18 protein-coding genes are annotated in these 15,606 nt (G+C 68.0%); 14 read left to right on the top strand and 4 right to left on the bottom strand.

The genetic code is table 11. The features are described 5' to 3' along the window. Positions 1-42: 42 nt before the first annotated feature. The 7 genes from ACM9NP_RS19660 (at position 43) to rplI (ending at position 5,389) form a co-directional block, all read left to right on the top strand. Positions 43-1,092 (top strand): hypothetical protein, encoded by a 1,050-nt coding sequence (locus ACM9NP_RS19660; RefSeq protein ID WP_415648217.1) that lies wholly within the window; start codon positions 43-45, stop codon positions 1,090-1,092. Between the two features lie 253 nt (positions 1,093-1,345). Further along, positions 1,346-2,137 (top strand): chaplin family protein, encoded by a 792-nt coding sequence (locus tag ACM9NP_RS19655; RefSeq protein WP_415648216.1) that lies wholly within the window; start codon positions 1,346-1,348, stop codon positions 2,135-2,137. A gap of 184 nt (positions 2,138-2,321) precedes the next feature. Continuing rightward, positions 2,322-3,503, top strand: a complete 1,182-nt coding sequence (locus ACM9NP_RS19650; RefSeq protein WP_415648215.1) for a chaplin family protein — start codon at positions 2,322-2,324, stop codon at positions 3,501-3,503. Positions 3,504-3,784: 281 nt separating this feature from the next. Then, positions 3,785-4,075 carry a 30S ribosomal protein S6 gene (gene rpsF / locus ACM9NP_RS19645; protein WP_415648214.1) on the top strand — a complete coding sequence of 97 codons (291 nt, stop codon included), beginning with the start codon at positions 3,785-3,787 and terminating at the stop codon, positions 4,073-4,075. Positions 4,076-4,126: 51 nt separating this feature from the next. After that, entirely contained in the window at positions 4,127-4,615 is a 489-nt protein-coding gene (locus ACM9NP_RS19640) for a single-stranded DNA-binding protein (protein WP_415648213.1), read from the top strand. Between the two features lie 72 nt (positions 4,616-4,687). Next, positions 4,688-4,927: a 30S ribosomal protein S18 gene (gene rpsR, locus ACM9NP_RS19635; RefSeq protein ID WP_415648212.1), complete on the top strand. Its 240-nt coding sequence runs from the start codon at positions 4,688-4,690 to the stop codon at positions 4,925-4,927. A 9-nt stretch (positions 4,928-4,936) separates the two neighbouring features. Further along, entirely contained in the window at positions 4,937-5,389 is a 453-nt protein-coding gene (rplI, locus tag ACM9NP_RS19630; protein WP_415648211.1) for a 50S ribosomal protein L9, read from the top strand. Positions 5,390-5,541: 152 nt separating this feature from the next. Here the strand turns inward: rplI and ACM9NP_RS19625 are convergent, their stop codons facing one another. Then, a complete protein-coding gene (locus ACM9NP_RS19625) occupies positions 5,542-5,910 on the bottom strand; it encodes a hypothetical protein (protein WP_415648210.1) in 369 nt (122 codons plus the stop codon). Positions 5,911-6,251: 341 nt separating this feature from the next. Between ACM9NP_RS19625 and ACM9NP_RS19620 the strand changes: the two genes are divergently transcribed. From ACM9NP_RS19620 to ACM9NP_RS19600, 5 genes are all read left to right on the top strand, one after another. Continuing rightward, a complete protein-coding gene (locus ACM9NP_RS19620) occupies positions 6,252-8,933 on the top strand; it encodes a replicative DNA helicase (protein WP_415648209.1) in 2,682 nt (893 codons plus the stop codon). A 63-nt stretch (positions 8,934-8,996) separates the two neighbouring features. After that, complete coding sequence (locus tag ACM9NP_RS19615; RefSeq protein WP_415648208.1) at positions 8,997-9,371, top strand: hypothetical protein; 375 nt, start codon at positions 8,997-8,999, stop codon at positions 9,369-9,371. A gap of 202 nt (positions 9,372-9,573) precedes the next feature. Then, complete coding sequence (locus tag ACM9NP_RS19610) at positions 9,574-9,948, top strand: hypothetical protein (RefSeq protein ID WP_415648207.1); 375 nt, start codon at positions 9,574-9,576, stop codon at positions 9,946-9,948. A gap of 113 nt (positions 9,949-10,061) precedes the next feature. Then, entirely contained in the window at positions 10,062-10,586 is a 525-nt protein-coding gene (locus tag ACM9NP_RS19605) for a SigE family RNA polymerase sigma factor (RefSeq protein WP_415648206.1), read from the top strand. Continuing rightward, positions 10,583-11,425, top strand: a complete 843-nt coding sequence (locus tag ACM9NP_RS19600; protein ID WP_415648205.1) for a hypothetical protein — start codon at positions 10,583-10,585, stop codon at positions 11,423-11,425. Before ACM9NP_RS19605 ends, ACM9NP_RS19600 begins: the two co-directional genes overlap by 4 nt. A gap of 55 nt (positions 11,426-11,480) precedes the next feature. Here ACM9NP_RS19600 and ACM9NP_RS19595 read toward each other — a convergent pair whose 3' ends face one another. Both ACM9NP_RS19595 and ACM9NP_RS19590 read right to left on the bottom strand, forming a co-directional pair. Further along, complete coding sequence (locus tag ACM9NP_RS19595; protein ID WP_415648204.1) at positions 11,481-11,885, bottom strand: RidA family protein; 405 nt, start codon at positions 11,883-11,885, stop codon at positions 11,481-11,483. Further along, positions 11,886-12,707 carry an NAD(P)-dependent oxidoreductase gene (locus tag ACM9NP_RS19590; protein WP_415648203.1) on the bottom strand — a complete coding sequence of 274 codons (822 nt, stop codon included), beginning with the start codon at positions 12,705-12,707 and terminating at the stop codon, positions 11,886-11,888. A gap of 118 nt (positions 12,708-12,825) precedes the next feature. Between ACM9NP_RS19590 and ACM9NP_RS19585 the strand changes: the two genes are divergently transcribed. Further along, on the top strand, positions 12,826-13,758 hold the full coding sequence (locus tag ACM9NP_RS19585) for a LysR family transcriptional regulator (protein ID WP_415648202.1): 933 nt from the start codon (positions 12,826-12,828) through the stop codon (positions 13,756-13,758). 5 nt (positions 13,759-13,763) lie between these two features. Here the strand turns inward: ACM9NP_RS19585 and ACM9NP_RS19580 are convergent, their stop codons facing one another. Next, on the bottom strand, positions 13,764-14,822 hold the full coding sequence (locus tag ACM9NP_RS19580; protein ID WP_415648201.1) for a tetratricopeptide repeat protein: 1,059 nt from the start codon (positions 14,820-14,822) through the stop codon (positions 13,764-13,766). A gap of 260 nt (positions 14,823-15,082) precedes the next feature. On the opposite strand from ACM9NP_RS19580, the gene ispF reads away from it, so the two are divergent. Beyond that, a complete protein-coding gene (ispF, locus tag ACM9NP_RS19575; protein ID WP_415648243.1) occupies positions 15,083-15,547 on the top strand; it encodes a 2-C-methyl-D-erythritol 2,4-cyclodiphosphate synthase in 465 nt (154 codons plus the stop codon). The last annotated feature ends 59 nt before the right edge of the window (positions 15,548-15,606 follow it).

Here is a 15,606-nt window from a genome sequence, read left to right as displayed (position 1 = left end):
GCTCGGCGGCGTTGTCCGCCGAGCGTGACTTGTGGAGGCACCGTGACGTTGCGCGACAGCCTGCTACGCGACGACCGTCGCGTCGGCCGGTTGCGTGTGGCCCTGCGATCCTCCACCCTCACCCGGGTGGCGGTGCTGGCCGGTCTGTCCGGTGTGGCGTGGTTGGCGAGTATCGCGACCGCGCAGGCCGATCCGACAGTCGGCATCTCGGGCGAGGAAGCGAACTCGTCGAGCCTGGTGACCGTGACGTCCGCCGTGACCCAACCGGCCGCAGAGTCAGAGCAGGCCGCGCTGACCCCGGTGAACCAACCGGAGTCGGCCGTTGAGTCCGTCTTGAGCGCGCCAGTCAACCTGGTCACCGAGCTCACCGCTTCCCCAGATCCCAACACTGTGGACGCATCCGCCGATGCGCCCGCGCCGAACGCCCTCGGCAATACCTCGGGCGAGGCCCGTCCTCGCACCGATACGGCGGCCGGATCGACACCGACCTCGGAGCCGCTCCGCGCGGTCGCCGCACCGGTCGCGTCGAACCTGTCCGCCGTTACCTCCGGAGTCGGCAATGTTCTCGGCGGCGTGACCCGGCCCGTCTCAGAGACGGTACGTCCGATCGATTCCGTTGTCACAGGCCTGACGCCGTCGGTGTCCGGCCCATCGGTGTACCCGCTGACGTCGTCGCGGAACGGGGCCGGCATCGGCTCCGCCCGTACGACCATCGGCGACGGCGACACCGGTGTTCCTTCCGTCCGCCATCGTGCCTCCGCGGCCGGCACTCCCGATGAGTCCGGTGATTGGCAGGTCGCGGGCGTCTCCGTGAACGAAGGTGACGTGCACTGGGTCCATGACGCGATCGTGCGACACAGCGACCCCACGCAGTCTTCGGTTCCGGTCCGCTCAGACGCGGGGCGCACAACGTCCGGGGTCACGCCCACCGGCAGTACCGCCGGTGGTTCGATTCCGGCCGACAGTGGAGTCGGGCACCCTGTTCCGACCCACCTCGACAGTGGCGCGGCGGTCTCGCGCGTCACGATGATGACGGCCGTGTTCGGTCAGCTTCCCGACCACGTAACAGATCCGGCCGTCTCCCCCGATTAATCAGCTGCCGCATTCGCGGTTCATCGCGCCTCCAGCGTGGTCCGCGAACGCCGGACGGTCATGCCGTCCAGACGTCACGGCGGCGAGTTCTCGACGCCCGTGGTCCGTCACCGCTGAAACATCGAGGTTTCTCATCGAACCGCTCACGCGGAACGGCGGGAAGTACTACGAAGAAGGCACATCACCCATCGAATCCACATAGGTGATGAAGCCGACCACTCAGGTAACTCACAGTTAGAAAGGCAACACCTTAATGACGAAGCGCATTCTGCGGCAGGCGTCCATCGCGGGCGCCGTGGCCGCCGGAGCGGCCTTGTTGGCTGGTGGCGTCGCCCACGCCGGCGGTGACATCGTCACCACCGGCAACAACGGGATCGCCAACGGAAACCAGGTCGTCGCGCCGATTCAGGCTCCGATCAACGTCTGCGGCAACGCCGTCGGCGCCCTCGTGGGCATCGCCGGCGCCGGCTGCGACGGTGGTTCGGACGCCAACCTGGAATCCGGCTCGCTCGCGGACATGGTCTCCGCGGGCAACAACGGGATCGCCAACGGAAACCAGGTGCAGGCCCCGATCCAGGCTCCGATCAACGTCTGCGGCAACGCCGTCGGCGCCCTGATCGGTGTCGCGGGCGCGGGCTGCGACGGCGGGTCGAGCGCCGACATTCGTCATGGCCACAGTGCTGAGTCCGCCAAGGTCACGGAAGCCTCGAAGACTCCGCAAATGGTGACGGCCGGGAACAAGGGGGTTCTCAACGGTACGCAGGTGGCCGCGCCGATCCAGGCGCCCATCAACGTCTGCGGCAACGCGGTCGCCGTCGCGGGTGCGGCCGGCGCGGGCTGCGACGGCGGCACCAAGGCCGACCTCGGCCACCACGCCGTCCCCGACATGACCTCTGTCGACAACAGCGGCATCGCCAACGGAACTCAGATCTTCGCCCCGATCCAGCTGCCCATCGACATCAGCGGCAACGCCGTCGGTGTCCTTGGCATCGCCGGTGCCGGCAGTGACGGCGGTTCGACCGCCGACATCGGCCCGTCCCGGTAATCGACCTTCGGTGACGGTCGGGGCACGCCTCGACCGTCACCGGCTCCACAGTCGAATCATCCATACAGGATGGTCCGCATGCTGTCGTCCCTTGTTCACGGACATGGGGCGGCACGACAAAAGGAAGGTGTCGCCCGACCGGGTGGCGCCAGACAACACACCGAAACACTGAGGAAGGAACATCATGACCAAGACATGGGCCAGGCGTACCGTCCAGGCGGGCGCTCTCGCCGCGGGCTTCCTGCTCGTCACGGGCGGAGTTGCGCAGGCGGGGACCGATGTCACGAGCGTCGGCAACAACGGCATCGCGAACGGCAACCAGGTCGTGGCCCCCATTCAGGTCCCGATCGACATCTGCGGCAACGCGGTCGCCGTCGCCGGTGTCGCTGGCGCGGGCTGTGACGGCGGTTCGTCCGCCGACCTCGAGAGCAGCAACGGCCTGGGCGACATGGTGTCGGCCGGCAACCAGGGAATCCTGAACGGCAACCAGGCCCAGATCCCGATCCAGGCCCCGATCGACGTCTGCGGCAACGCCGTCGGCGCCCTGATCGGTGTCGCGGGCGCGGGCTGTGACGGCGGTTCGGACGCCAGCATCGGCGGCCACGGCCACCACGGTGAGTCGAAGGTCCTCGAGTCCGGCGGCGACATGGTCACCGCGGGGAACAACGGCATCCTGAACGGCAACCAGCTGCAGGCGCCGATCCAGATCCCGATCAACGTCTGTGGCAACGCGATCGCCGTCCTCGGTGTCGCGGGCGCGGGCTGCGACGGTGGATCGTCCGCCAACCTCGAAAGCGGCGGGCTGGGCGACATGGTGACGGCCGGCAACCACGGAATCGGCAACGGCAACCAGCTGCAGGCGCCGATCCAGATCCCGATCAACGTCTGTGGCAACGCGATCGCCGTCCTCGGTGTCGCGGGCGCGGGCTGCGACGGTGGCGCCGACGCCAACATCGGTGGCCACGGCCACCACCACGGCTACGCCGCGAACGAGTCGGGCGCTCCCGAGCTGCTGCCGAGCGGCGGCCTGGGTGACCTCGCCGGAAGCGTTCCCGGTGCCGACACGGTGACGGGTCTCGCCGGCGGTCTGCCGACGGCCGGCCTGACCGACGGTCTGGTCAGCGCGACCAACAACGGCACCGTCCCGGCACAGGCGCAGGACGTCATGCCGCCGCGCGAGAGCGGCGTCACCGAGAACGGTGGCGGCCTGGGCGACATGGTGTCGGCCGGCAACAACGGGATCCTGAACGGCAACCAGCTCCAGCTGCCGATCCAGATCCCGATCGACATCAGCGGCAACGCGATCGGCATCCTCGGCGTCGCCGGCGCCGGCAGTGGTGGCGGTTCCGCCGCCAACCTGGGCTAATAGTCCCTAGTGGCTAGTCCCACTGTCCGCCGGTGAAACGACGGACACCACACCGCGGGCGCGTTCTCGGCTTCACCTCCGGGGACGCGCCCGCGGCACGTCTCGCCCCGACGGAAATGTCAGAGACGGCGGTTACCGTGAGCCGACAGCGCAGTTCGTGCAACGTCACCGACCAGGTAGTCTTATCCGGTTGCCCCCGGTCCAACCGGACCTTCGGCACCGTAAGACCCTCCTGCCGCGGAAATACCGCGGCCGCCACGACCAGAGGAGGTGGAGAAGTCTTGCGTCACTATGAAATCATGGTGATCCTCGATCCCGACCTGGAAGAGCGTCAGGTCACTCCGTCGTTGGAGACGTTCCTGAACGTCATCCGCGAATCGGGTGGATCCGTCGAGAAGCTCGATGTGTGGGGCCGTCGTCGCCTCGCCTACGAGATGAACAAGAAGAGCGAAGGCATTTACGCCGTCGTCGACCTTCAGGCCGAGCCTGCCGCGGTCGCCGAAATGGACCGCCAGATGCGGCTGTCCGAGTCGGTCATGCGGACCAAGATTCTGCGTCCCGAACTGCGATAACCACCGTCGGGTGCGTGAGCGCCCGGCAGCAGACTCGAAGAAGGAGAGGTCATGGCAGGAGAAACTGTCATCACCGTCATCGGGAACCTCACCGACGACCCGGAGCTTCGGTACACGCCCTCGGGCGCGGCCGTCGCGAAGTTCACGGTCGCGTCGACCCCACGGACGTTCGACAAGGCTTCCGGCGAGTGGAGGGACGGCGAAGCGCTGTTCCTCAACTGCAACGCCTGGCGCCAGCTCGCCGAGAACGTCGCCGAGAGCCTGTCCCGTGGGACGCGCGTCGTCGTGCAGGGGCGGCTTCGGCAGCGCTCGTACGAGACCCGTGAAGGCGAGAAGCGCACCGTCGTGGAGATGGAGGTCGACGAGATCGGCCCCAGCCTGCGGTTCGCCACCGCGAAGGTCGCCAAGGTATCGCGCTCGGGTGGCGGGGGTGGCCGCTCCGGCGGCAACGCGCCCGCCGACGACCCGTGGGCGAGTGCGTCCCCTGCCCGGCCAGGCGGGGGAAACACCGGCGGTTTCGACGACGAGCCTCCGTTCTAGGGAACGGCTCGCAACAAGTAGCTCTCTTGTGGAGCCATTCGTGGCTTCGTGAAAGTATGAAAGGCAAGACTCATGGCAAAGGCTGCGCCCGTTCGCAAGCCGAAGAAGAAGTCGAATCCCCTCGACAAAGAGGGTGTGACCTACATCGACTTCAAAGACACCGGACTGTTGCGCAAGTTCATTTCCGACCGTGGCAAGATCCGTGCCCGTCGTGTTACCGGTGTGACCGCTCAGCAGCAGCGCCAGATCGCCCGCGCCGTCAAGAACGCGCGTGAGATGGCCCTGCTGCCGTACACCAGCCAGACCCGATAGGAGGCCGACATGAAGATCATCCTCACTCACGAGGTGTCGCGTCTCGGTTCGCCGGGTGACGTCGTCGAGGTCAAGAACGGCTTCGGTCGTAACTACCTCATCCCGCAGGGTTTCGCGATGCCGTGGACCAAGGGCGCGGAAAAGCAGGTCGAGACGATCAAGCGCGCCCGCGCGGCGCGTGAGTTCCGTGACGCCGCTTCGGCCGAAGCGGTTCGCCAGCAGCTGTCGTCGGTGAAGGTGAAGATCACCGCGCCGGCCGGCACCGGTGGCCGCCTGTTCGGTTCGATCACCCCCGCCGAGATCGCGGAGGCCGTGGTCGCCGCTGGTGGTCCGAAGCTGGACCGTCGTCGGCTGGAGCTGCCGGGCCAGATCAAGGCCGTCGGCACCTACAAGGTGACGATCAAGCTGCACTCCGAAGTCGAGGCGGCTTTCAACGTGACCGTCGCGGCAGCGAAGAGCTAATCCTCTTCAGTCGTGACGAACGGCGCGGTCGACCATTGTGGTCGGCCGCGCCGTTTCGCGTCTCACCGACTCGGCACGAGCTCGACGCCTCGCGGTTCCCGTCCCGCTCAGGACATATGGCAATCGTGGCACCCGGGACGCGATGTCGGTCGTCAGCCGATGTCGTAACCGACGCTGCGCAGGATCGCCGTGGTGAGGCCGGCGCCCAGGACGGCGGCGGCCGTCGCGGTGGAGCTGGCGCGCCAGCCGACGGCGGGAAGCCGCAGTAGCACCGCGACGAGCAGGCTCAGCGCCAATGACGGGAACGCCCAGGGCAGGGCCGCCCCGAGGCCCCGACTGATCCGTCCGGCCGTCGAACACGCCTCTCCGGCGCAGTCCCCGCCGGCGAAACCGATGATCCACAGTATGTAGACGAACGCGGCGAAGACGTACCACGCGGCGGTCGCGATCAGGGTCGGCGCGAACCCCCGCTCCCCGGTCGGGTCGTCGGGTTCTTCCGGTGCCGTGCGGGACGTCTCCACATATCGAGTGTGCCTAACAGCGAGGAAGCGCGGGTCACCGGTTCGTACCGAAGCGGTCACAGTGATCAGGGTTCGGCGATGCGTCGATTTATCCACAGCCTGTGTACGGCGTTCTCGCAGTTCAACGCCGCCCTGTGGAGAATGACCCGGTGTTTATCCACAGGTTCTCCACAGGGTTTTCCACAGGTTGGGGACGGTTATCCACAGGTTATCCACAGATATCGTCCGACTTATCCACAGCGTTTTCGGACGCGATGTCAGGTTCCGGGGGCCACTTCCGGCTGTCGTATCGGTAGGGGATGCTGGTAGCCGGACAGCGATGAGAACGGGGGTGTTGTCACATGGATCAAGGCTCACGGACGACGCCGAGCGCGCGACGCGGCGCGCCCGCGTACGACGACGAACCGCCCCCGGATCCCGCGACCGGGTTCGAACGGACTCCGCCGCAGGACATCGCGGCGGAGCAGTCCGCGCTCGGCGGAATGTTGTTGAGCAAGGACGCGGTCGCCGACGTCGTGGAGATCCTGACGACCTCGGATTTCTATCAACCGGCGCACGCGATCATCTACGACGCGATCTGCGACAAGTACGCGCGCGGCGAACCGGCGGACGCGATCACGATCGCCGCCGCGCTCAACGACTCGGGTGAGCTCGGCAAGATCGGTGGCGCCCCGTATCTGCACACCTTGATCTCGTCGGTTCCGACCGCCGCGAACGCGTCGTACTACGCCAACATCGTCGCGGAGCGCGCCGTGCTGCGTCGGCTCATCGAGGCCGGCACGCGCGTCGTCCAGCTGGGTTACAGCGCAGGTGGCGGGCGCGACATCGACGACCTCGTGGACTTGGCCCAGCAGGCCGTCTACGACGTGACGGAGCGCCGGGTCAGCGAGGATTTCGCGATCCTGGAGGACCTGCTTCAGCCGACCCTGGACGAGATCGAGGCGGTGGGCGAGGCCGGGGGCGTCATGACGGGCGTGCCGACCGGTTTCGCGGACCTGGATCGCCTCCTCAACGGCCTCCAATCAGGACAGTTGATCATCGTCGCGGGTCGTCCCGGTGCGGGTAAGTCGACCGCCGCGATGGACTTCTTGAGACACGCGGCCCTGCATCATCAGCAGGCGGCGGCGATCTTCTCGCTCGAAATGAGCAAGGTCGAGATCGTCATGCGCATCCTGTCGGCGGAGACTCGCGTCCCGCTGCACGTCCTGCGTTCGGGTGGCCTGTCGGACGACGACTGGACGCGTCTCGCGCGCCGCATGGGCGAGATCTCGGAAGCCCCCCTGTTCGTCGACGACACGCCGTCGATGACCCTCATGGAGATCCGCGCGAAGGCGCGACGTCTCAAGCAGCGCCACAATCTGAAGCTGATCGTCGTCGACTACCTCCAGCTGATGTCGTCGCCGAAGCGCGTCGAGAGCCGTCAGCAGGAGGTCTCCGAGATCTCCCGTGGGATGAAACTGCTCGCCAAGGAGGTCGAGTGCCCCGTCATCGCGGTGGCGCAGCTCAACCGTGGCCCCGAGCAGCGCACCGACAAACGCCCGCAACTGTCGGACCTTCGCGAATCGGGATGCCTGACGGCTGACACGCGTCTGTTGCGCGCGGACACGAACACGGAGATCACCCTCGGGGAGCTGATGGCCTCGGAGGCCCGTGACGTCCCCGTCTGGGCGATGGACGAGCGCCTGCGAATGGTGCCCAGGACTCTCACTCACGCGTTCCCGTCGGGCCGCAAGGAGACGTACCGCGTCACCCTGACGTCCGGCAAGCAGGTCGAGGCGACGGCGAACCACCCGTTCCTCACCGTCGACGGCTGGATGCCGCTGTCGGAACTCATCGCGGGAAGCCGCGTTGCGACGCCGCGCCGCGTCCCCGCTCCTGAGGCGACGCTCAGTTGGCCGGAACCGAAGATCGTGATGTTGGCGCACATGATCGGCGATGGTTCCATGGTGGCCCGGCAACCGATTCGATACGCGAGTGTCGACGAGGCCAACCTCTCCGCGGTGACCGAGGCGGCGCGCCATTTCGGCGTCACCGCGGTTCGCGACGAGTACCCCGCGGCGGTGACGACTCTGCGGCTCCCAGCGCCGTACCGGCTCACTCACGGCAAGCGAAACCCGATCGCGGCGTGGCTGGACGGTCTCGGTCTCTTCGGACTCCGGTCTCACGAGAAGTTCGTGCCCGATGAGATCTTCTCGCTTCCGCAGGAACAGGTGGCGATGTTCCTGCGTCACCTGTGGGCGACGGACGGGTCGGTGCTCGTCAACAAGGATCAGAAGAGCGGTGTTATCCGTTATTCGTCGACGAGTCGGCGGCTCATCGACGGCGTATCGTCGCTCCTGCTTCGGTTCGGCATCGTCGGGCGCGTCCGTGTCCATCAGCCCGCCAAGTACCGTCCGCAGTACATCATCGATGTGTCGGGGCGCGATCACCAGCTTCGCTTCCTGCGAGAGATCTCCGTCAACGGAGATCGATCCGTTGCAGCAGCGCGGTTGCAGACGATCCTCGCGCAGTCGTCGACGAACACGAACATCGACACCGTCCCTCGCGAGGTATGGCAGCGTGTTCGGACGACGCTGGCCGACGAGGGAATGTCGCATCGGCAATTCGCCTCCGAAATGGACATCGCTTTCTGTGGGAACACGATGTGGCGTCCTTCCGTGAGTCGCGACCGCCTCTCCAGGGTCGCGACGATCCTCGCCGATCGGGACCTCGAACTGCTCGCCACCAATGACGTGTTCTGGGACGAGATCCGCCTGATCGAGCCGATCGGCGAACGCGACGTGTACGACGCGACGGTGCTCGGAGAGCACAACTTCATCGCGAACTCGATCTGCCTTCACAACTCGCTGGAGCAGGACGCCGACATCGTGATCCTGCTGCACCGCGAGGACTACTACGACAAGGAGTCGCCGCGCGCGGGCGAGGCGGACTTCATCGTCGCGAAGCACCGTAACGGCGCCACCGACACGATCACCGTCGCCGCGCAGCTGCACCTGTCCCGTTTCGTCGACATGGCCGTGTGACGGCGGTTGCGAAGCCGCTCTTCGGTATCCTCGCCGCAACCACCAGTCGAAGGACCTTGCCTCATGTCTGCTCCGCTCCGTCGTCTCCCCGCCGTCTTCGCCTCGGCGGGCATCGCGCTCGTCTCACTGACGGGTTGCGGCCTGATCGGCGGCACCGCCGTCGACTGCGTCCTCGTCGCCGACGCCATGACGGAGACCGTGAACAACCTTCAGGCCGACGAGGCGACGTTCGGCGACAGCGTCGGCAAGCTTCGCGAGGAGGCGGCCGGTATCGAGGACGCGGACCTGCGCGAGGCGATCGAGACCTTCGCGACGAACGCCGAGGCGATCAACGCGATTCACAACAACCCCGAGGAGATCGTCACTCGGGACCCGGTCGACATCGCGGACCTCATGGCTCAGCAGGACGTCTTCGCGGAGAAGTGCACGTCCTTCTAGACCTCCGCTTGTCTTTCGGCCATGGCCCGGACCGCGTCCGCGCAGCCGCCTGAACGTCCCATCGAGTGGCGTTACGCCTTGTGCCGCAACGATTCCCGCTGGTCAGGGCGGCGGACGAGGTCGGCACCTGCGGAGATCGTTTGCCAGGGCCAGCTACGCTGTCCCGGTCCCCCGAGACTTTCATCGAAGGATAGAAATCATCATGAAGACCCTGACCCGCCGTGTCGCGTCCGTCATCCTCGCCGGCGGGCTGGCCGTCGCCTCCCTGACCGGTTGTGGCCTCATCGGCGGCAGCGCGTTCGACTGCGCCGCCATCGCCGACAGCATGACCGAGGTCAGCAACAACATCCAGGCAGACGAAGCGACCTTCCAGGCGAGCGTCACGAAGCTCCGTGAGGAGGCCGCCGACATCACCGACGCCGAGCTCAAGCAGGCCGTCGAGGACTACGCGACCCTCGCCGAAGAGCTGAACACGTTCACGAACAACCCGGAGTCGGCTGACCCCAACAACATCCCGGACGTCAGCAAGGCGACAGAGATGCAGAACACTTTCACCGAGAAGTGCTCCGCGGTGTAAGAGGCACCATCGTCACGACGGCCGTCCGGTTATCCGGGCGGCCGTTGTCGTGCAACCTTCCGGGGTCCCGCCCGGGTATGAGAGGTGAAGGCAACGAAGAACGAGGTGATGGAATGGCGAGCGGCTCCGACCCGGAGGTCGAGTTCAGCGAGTTCACGGCGGCTCATGTCGACGGGCTCCGTCGGCTCGGGTTCCTGTTGTGCGGTGATCAGCACGCCGCCGAGGACGCCGTCCAGCAGACCCTGATCCGGTTGTACGCGGTGTGGCATCGCACGCGCTCGGAGACCGCCAACGCGTACGCGCGGCGCATCCTGATCAACGTGATCCGGACGGAGCACTCCCGGGCCTGGTATCGACGGGTGTTCATCGGCCGATCGATCCCCGACGGCCCGGCGGTCTCGGACACCGACGGCGCGAGCGATCGCATGACCGTTCTCGCGGCGTTGGCCCGTCTGCCGCGCCGGCAACGCGCGGTCGTCGTGCTCCGTTTCTGGGAGGACCGTTCGGTCGCCGAGACGGCCGCGATCATGCGCTGTTCGGTCGGAACCGTCAAGAGCCAGTCCGCGAAGGGGCTCGCCGCTCTCCGCGCCATCCTCGCCGACACCTACTCCACAAAGGAAGGATTGCTGCCGATATGAGCGACGACCTCAAGAATTTGCTGGACGACACGATTCCACGAGAGTGGACCGCGACCGGCGCCGACAGCGCCACCGCGATCGTCGCGGGCTCCGCCCTTCGCCGCCGTCGACGCGCCGCCACCACGGGCGCGTCCGCGTTGGCGATCGCCGGTCTCGCGACCGCCGTGGCGCTGACGATGGCCCCCGGCTCCCCCACCGAGGACGCTCCCGCCGCGGCGGGAGGCCCGACGGTGGCGCCGGAACTCGATCCCGACGCGCACTACTACTGGGCGAGCGACCCCGACGGCGGGTACGACGAGGGGCTGCGGTCCCAGTACGAGGCCGCCCTCAGCGCCTATTTCGACGAGGACCACCCCGATGTCCCCGACGAGGGCACGATCGTTCTCACCGGCGAGGCCCGCGTTCTCGTGCGGGACGTCGACGGTGACGACAACGAGGACCGGTCGGAGGCACTGTTGACTCCGCCCGACCCGGACGACGAGGTCGTCCTCGATTCTCAGGCGTTCGTCCTGGGCGTCGACGACGGCAGCGGCGAGATCGAGAACCTCACGCTCGCCGATGGCTCAGTGTTGACCGTCGAGATCCTGACGAACGCGCCCGAGGACGTCGAGGACGTCGTCGCCGCTTCGGACATCTGCGTCATCCCCGACCCCGATTCGCCGAACCGCCGCGGTCCCGAATGCTCGGACGATCCAGAGGCTCAATGGGAAGGCGTCGGAACCTCGGAACGACGTGACGACGGTTCGCTCGTCCGAGTCCGCCTGGTCGCCCATGACCTTGGCGAGGACAGCACGCGTCTGCTGGACGACGTGATCGCCGCGATCCCGCGGCTCGGCTGAGATCGGTCGGGGCGGCTGGACTCTCAGCCGCCCCTTCGGCGTGTGGTGGATTCCGTCAGACCCGTCGTGAGATCGCCGCGACGACCTCGACCTCGATCAACGCTCCCGGAAGGAACAGTCGGGAGACCTCCACCGACGTCGAGGTCGGCCACGGTTCGCTCAGGTACCAACGGCGAACCTCCGCGACCTCCGCGAGTCTGTCCATATCGGTCACGAAGCTGCGGATGTTGACGACGTCGTCGAAGCTCGCGCCGTGAGCGGCGAGGATGCCGCCCAGGATCTCCATGACGACGCGGGTCTGTTCGCCCATGTCGCCCTCGCCGACGAGCGCGCCCGTGTCGTCGACGGCGACCTGTCCGGCGACGAACAGCAGTGTGCTGTCCCCCGCCGGAATCGTCGCGACGTGGGAGTACGGCCCGCCCGGGGCGGGCACGGTGCGGGGATTGTCGAATGTGATCATTCAGCGTCCTTTAGGGGCAGTCGGGACGATGGTGCCCAGGTCGGAGTCCTGGTCGGGTGCCGTCAGGAGCGCGGCGCGTGCCGCCGCCAGCACGTCGAGTCGTTCGGAGTGTTGGAGCGCGAGGCCGAGGTCCTTCGCGGCCAGGGCGATCGGGAAGCGAGCGCCGCTCGCGGCGGCTCGCGTCATGGCGGGGGCGAGCGGGCCGCCCGCCAGTGTCTCGTTGACGAGGTCTGCGGGGAGGTCCAGGTCTGCGGCGAGGTGTCGGACGTCGGCGAGTACGGCGAGGGTGGCGATCATTGACGCGTTGACGACGAGTTTCAGCGCTGACGCGGCCGGCATCTCGCCGCAGCGGCGCACGCTTCCGACGTCCGACATGGCTGTCTCGAGTCGGTCGATCGCGGTCTCTGCTCCCGCCGCGAAGATGACGAGGGAGCCGGCTCGGATTTGCGGCACGCTGCCCTTCACGGGGGCGTCGACCATGACGACGTGGTCGGGCAGCCTGTCCCGAAGAGCGGTCGTCGCCTGTGGCCCGATGGTGGACATCTGGGCCAGGATCGCGGTCGGGGCGATCGCGGTGGCGGCGCCGTTCGGTCCGTTCAGCGCGTGGTCGACGGCGTCGGCGTCGGCGAGCAGGGTCACCACGACGTCGGCGTCGCGCACGGCGTCGGCCGGGGTCGTGGCGATGTGGACGCCGTGGGCGGCGAGGGGCGCGGCGCGTTCGGCCGTCCGGTTCCACGCCGTGACCTGGTGATCGTTCTCGCGCAACCGAAGCGCGAGTGCCGCGCCCATGCGTCCGGTCCCCAGTATCGCGAAACGTCCCATATGGATACTCCTGTCGAGGTTGACGTGTGGGGGCTTACGTTAGGCCGACCGCGTCGATTCGACTAGCGAATGTCACGCATGCTTGCCATGCGAGATACGCATGAGGGGAGGTCGTCGGATGGACACCGGATGGCTGGAGGTCTTTCGTGATGTCGCGCACAGTGGCTCGTTCACGGCGACGTCGAACCGGATGGGCTGCACGCAATCGGCCGTGTCCCGACAAATCGCCGCCCTCGAAGCGGAACTCGGTGCCGTCCTGTTCGATCGCCTGCCGCGCGGTGTGCGATTGACGGACGCCGGTCGTCACCTGCTCGGGCACGCCGAGTCGGTGCTGGATCGGCTCCGGGACGCGGCGAAGGGCATCGAGAATCTTCGATCGATTAAGTCGGGCCGGATTCGGATCGGATCGTTCCCGACCGCGGGGGTGGCGCTGGTCCCGCGTGCCATCGCGACGTTTCGACGTCGATACCCCGACGTCGAGTTGGAGCACCGCAGCGGGTTGACCGCGGAGCTCGTCGAACGGCTTCGCCTCGGTGACCTGGACGTGGCCGTCGTCAGCGGTTACGCCGACCAGGTCGCCGGGCTCACCGCCGTGAATCTCGTCCACGTGCTCGACGAGACGATGCTGGTGGGGCTTCCCCGTGGCCACCGCCTGTCCGACCGCGACGCCGTCACGCTGCGGGACCTGGCGAAGGAGGACTGGGTCGCGGGCAATCCGGATCCGGTGGACACGCTCTTCCGCTCGGCGCACGGCCGGGGTTTCCGTCCCCGGATCGCCTATGTGGTGCGGGAGTGGACGGCCAAGCAGGGCTTCGTCGCGGAGGGCCTCGGAATCACGTTGATCCCGTCGTTGGCGATCGCGTCAGTGCGGTCGGACGTGCGGCTGGTGCCGTTGCGCGACCACGCGTCGGTTCGGGGCGTCTACGCGGCGACCGCGGCGGAGCGGGCGGTCTCGGCGCCGGTGGCGGCGTTCCTCACGGAGTTGGGCGCCAGTGCGGCGCTGCTGACGACGAAGGTCGACGCGGTCGGCGCCGACGCTGACAATCCATAATGACTTCAGCGTGATCGGAACGCCGTCAGCGCCGCCGAGATCACCGCCGCCAGCACGGCGATCAGCATCAGGGGCGCCATCCCCGTCAGCGCGTACGCGGCGCTCAGCCCCATCGACGCCCCTGCCGAGCCGACCGCGAGCGCCAAGCCCGGATCGCCCTCGATCGTCAACCGGAGACCGTCGCGAAGGTGGGCGGGTAGTCGCTTGACGAGGAGGACCGTGACGACGACGCCGATGACGACGCCGATTCCGGCGATCAACCTGCCGGAGCCATCGCCCGTTCCGGCGAGGGCCGTCGCGAACGGGATCATCGCCGCGATGGCGGCGACGGCGCGGAGCGCGCGGGACAGCGGCCGGGCGATGGGTCGGCGCTTGGAACGGACCGGATCTTCGACGGTGGTGCGGGTGACGGCGTCGACCGAACGCAGCGGCGTCGACGGCGGGATGTCGGGGCGGCCGCGGAGCAGGCGCGGTCCGAGGTCGTCCTCCAGGTAGAAGACGATGCCGGGGGCGCAGCGCTCGGCGGCCGACAGCGCGCGGTCGGCGAGTTCGTCGAGACCGAGGCTCGCGGCGACGACGGCGAGGCACAGGTGGGCGCGGGCTTCCTCGGGGGCGAGGCGGACGGCGGCCCAGGCGGCGTCGAGAGCGTCCTGACCGTTGCGGCTCTCGCGCACGATCAGGGCGAAGTGGACGTTGTGCCACCACGAGTCGGGGGCGCGTTCGACGACGGTGGCGGCGACGTCGATGGCCTCGTCGGCCCGGCGCAGCAGTGCCAGGGCGTGGCCGCGCGCGATCAGGGCGGGCTCGTGGGTGGGTTCGGCGGCGAGCGCGGCGCCGGCCGCCGCGAGCGCTTCGTCGTGGTTGCCGACGTGCAGTTCGAGGACGGACAGCACGGTGAGCGTCGGCACGTGCGCCGGATCGAGGGACAGCGCGTTGCCGAGCTCGTGGCGCGCCTCGTCGTATCGCTCGAGCTCGAAGAGGAGCTCGGCGGTCGCGAGGTGCGAGTCGGCGGTCACGCCCTCGACGTGGTCGTAGGGGTCGTGCTTGTCGTGCTGGGAATCCACAACTTGAAGGGTAGGTGTTGGGACGCGAAGCGCCAAGCGGCGAGGTGGCGTGGGTGCTCTCATGGCGGGTTCGGCGGCTCCGGTCGCGTGAGGCGCGTTTCGGTCGCCGACCGCCGGGGCGGAGACGCTCCCGCGTTCTGCGGTCCTGTCGAGAGCGCAGGCGATGGCGGTCCGGCGTCGCCGCAACCGATCCGCCGGGTGCGGAAACGCGCTTCGAGAGTGCCGTAGGCTGGTCGGCCGTGACGATTCCACTGGTGGGTATGGGAACCGATGTGCACGCTTACGACGCCGACCGGCCCTGCTGGGTCGCGGGTCTGCGGTGGCCCGGCGAGCCGGGTCTGGCGGGGCACTCCGACGGCGACGTCGCGGCGCACGCCGCGTGTGACGCGTTGCTGTCGGCGGCGGGCCTCGGTGACCTCGGCGGGAACTACGGCACGTCCCGGCCGGAGTGGGCGGGGGCGTCGGGTGTCGCACTGTTGACGGAGACGGTGCGGCGGGTCCGTGCGGCGGGTTATGGCGTCGGCAACGTCTCCGTGCAGCTGATCGGTCGGCGGCCCCGGCTCGGCGACCGACGCGTCGAGGCGGAGCGCATGCTGTCGGAGACGGTCGGGGCCCCCGTTCGCGTCTCGGCGACGACGACGGACGGTCTGGGATTCACGGGTCGCGGGGAGGGTTTGGCGGCCACTGCGGTGGCCTTGGTGTATCCCTTGCCCGGCAACGAATAACGAGAAACAACCCCGAAAAATTAAGGTGGCGCCGGGGGCACGCTCGCTGCGGGGGGGAG

This window comes from Stackebrandtia soli, from assembly GCF_965137155.1.
GTDB lineage: Bacteria > Actinomycetota > Actinomycetes > Mycobacteriales > Micromonosporaceae > Stackebrandtia > Stackebrandtia soli.
The sequence above is the reverse complement of the archived record's forward strand: the minus strand, read 5'-3'. Positions and strand labels throughout refer to the sequence as shown.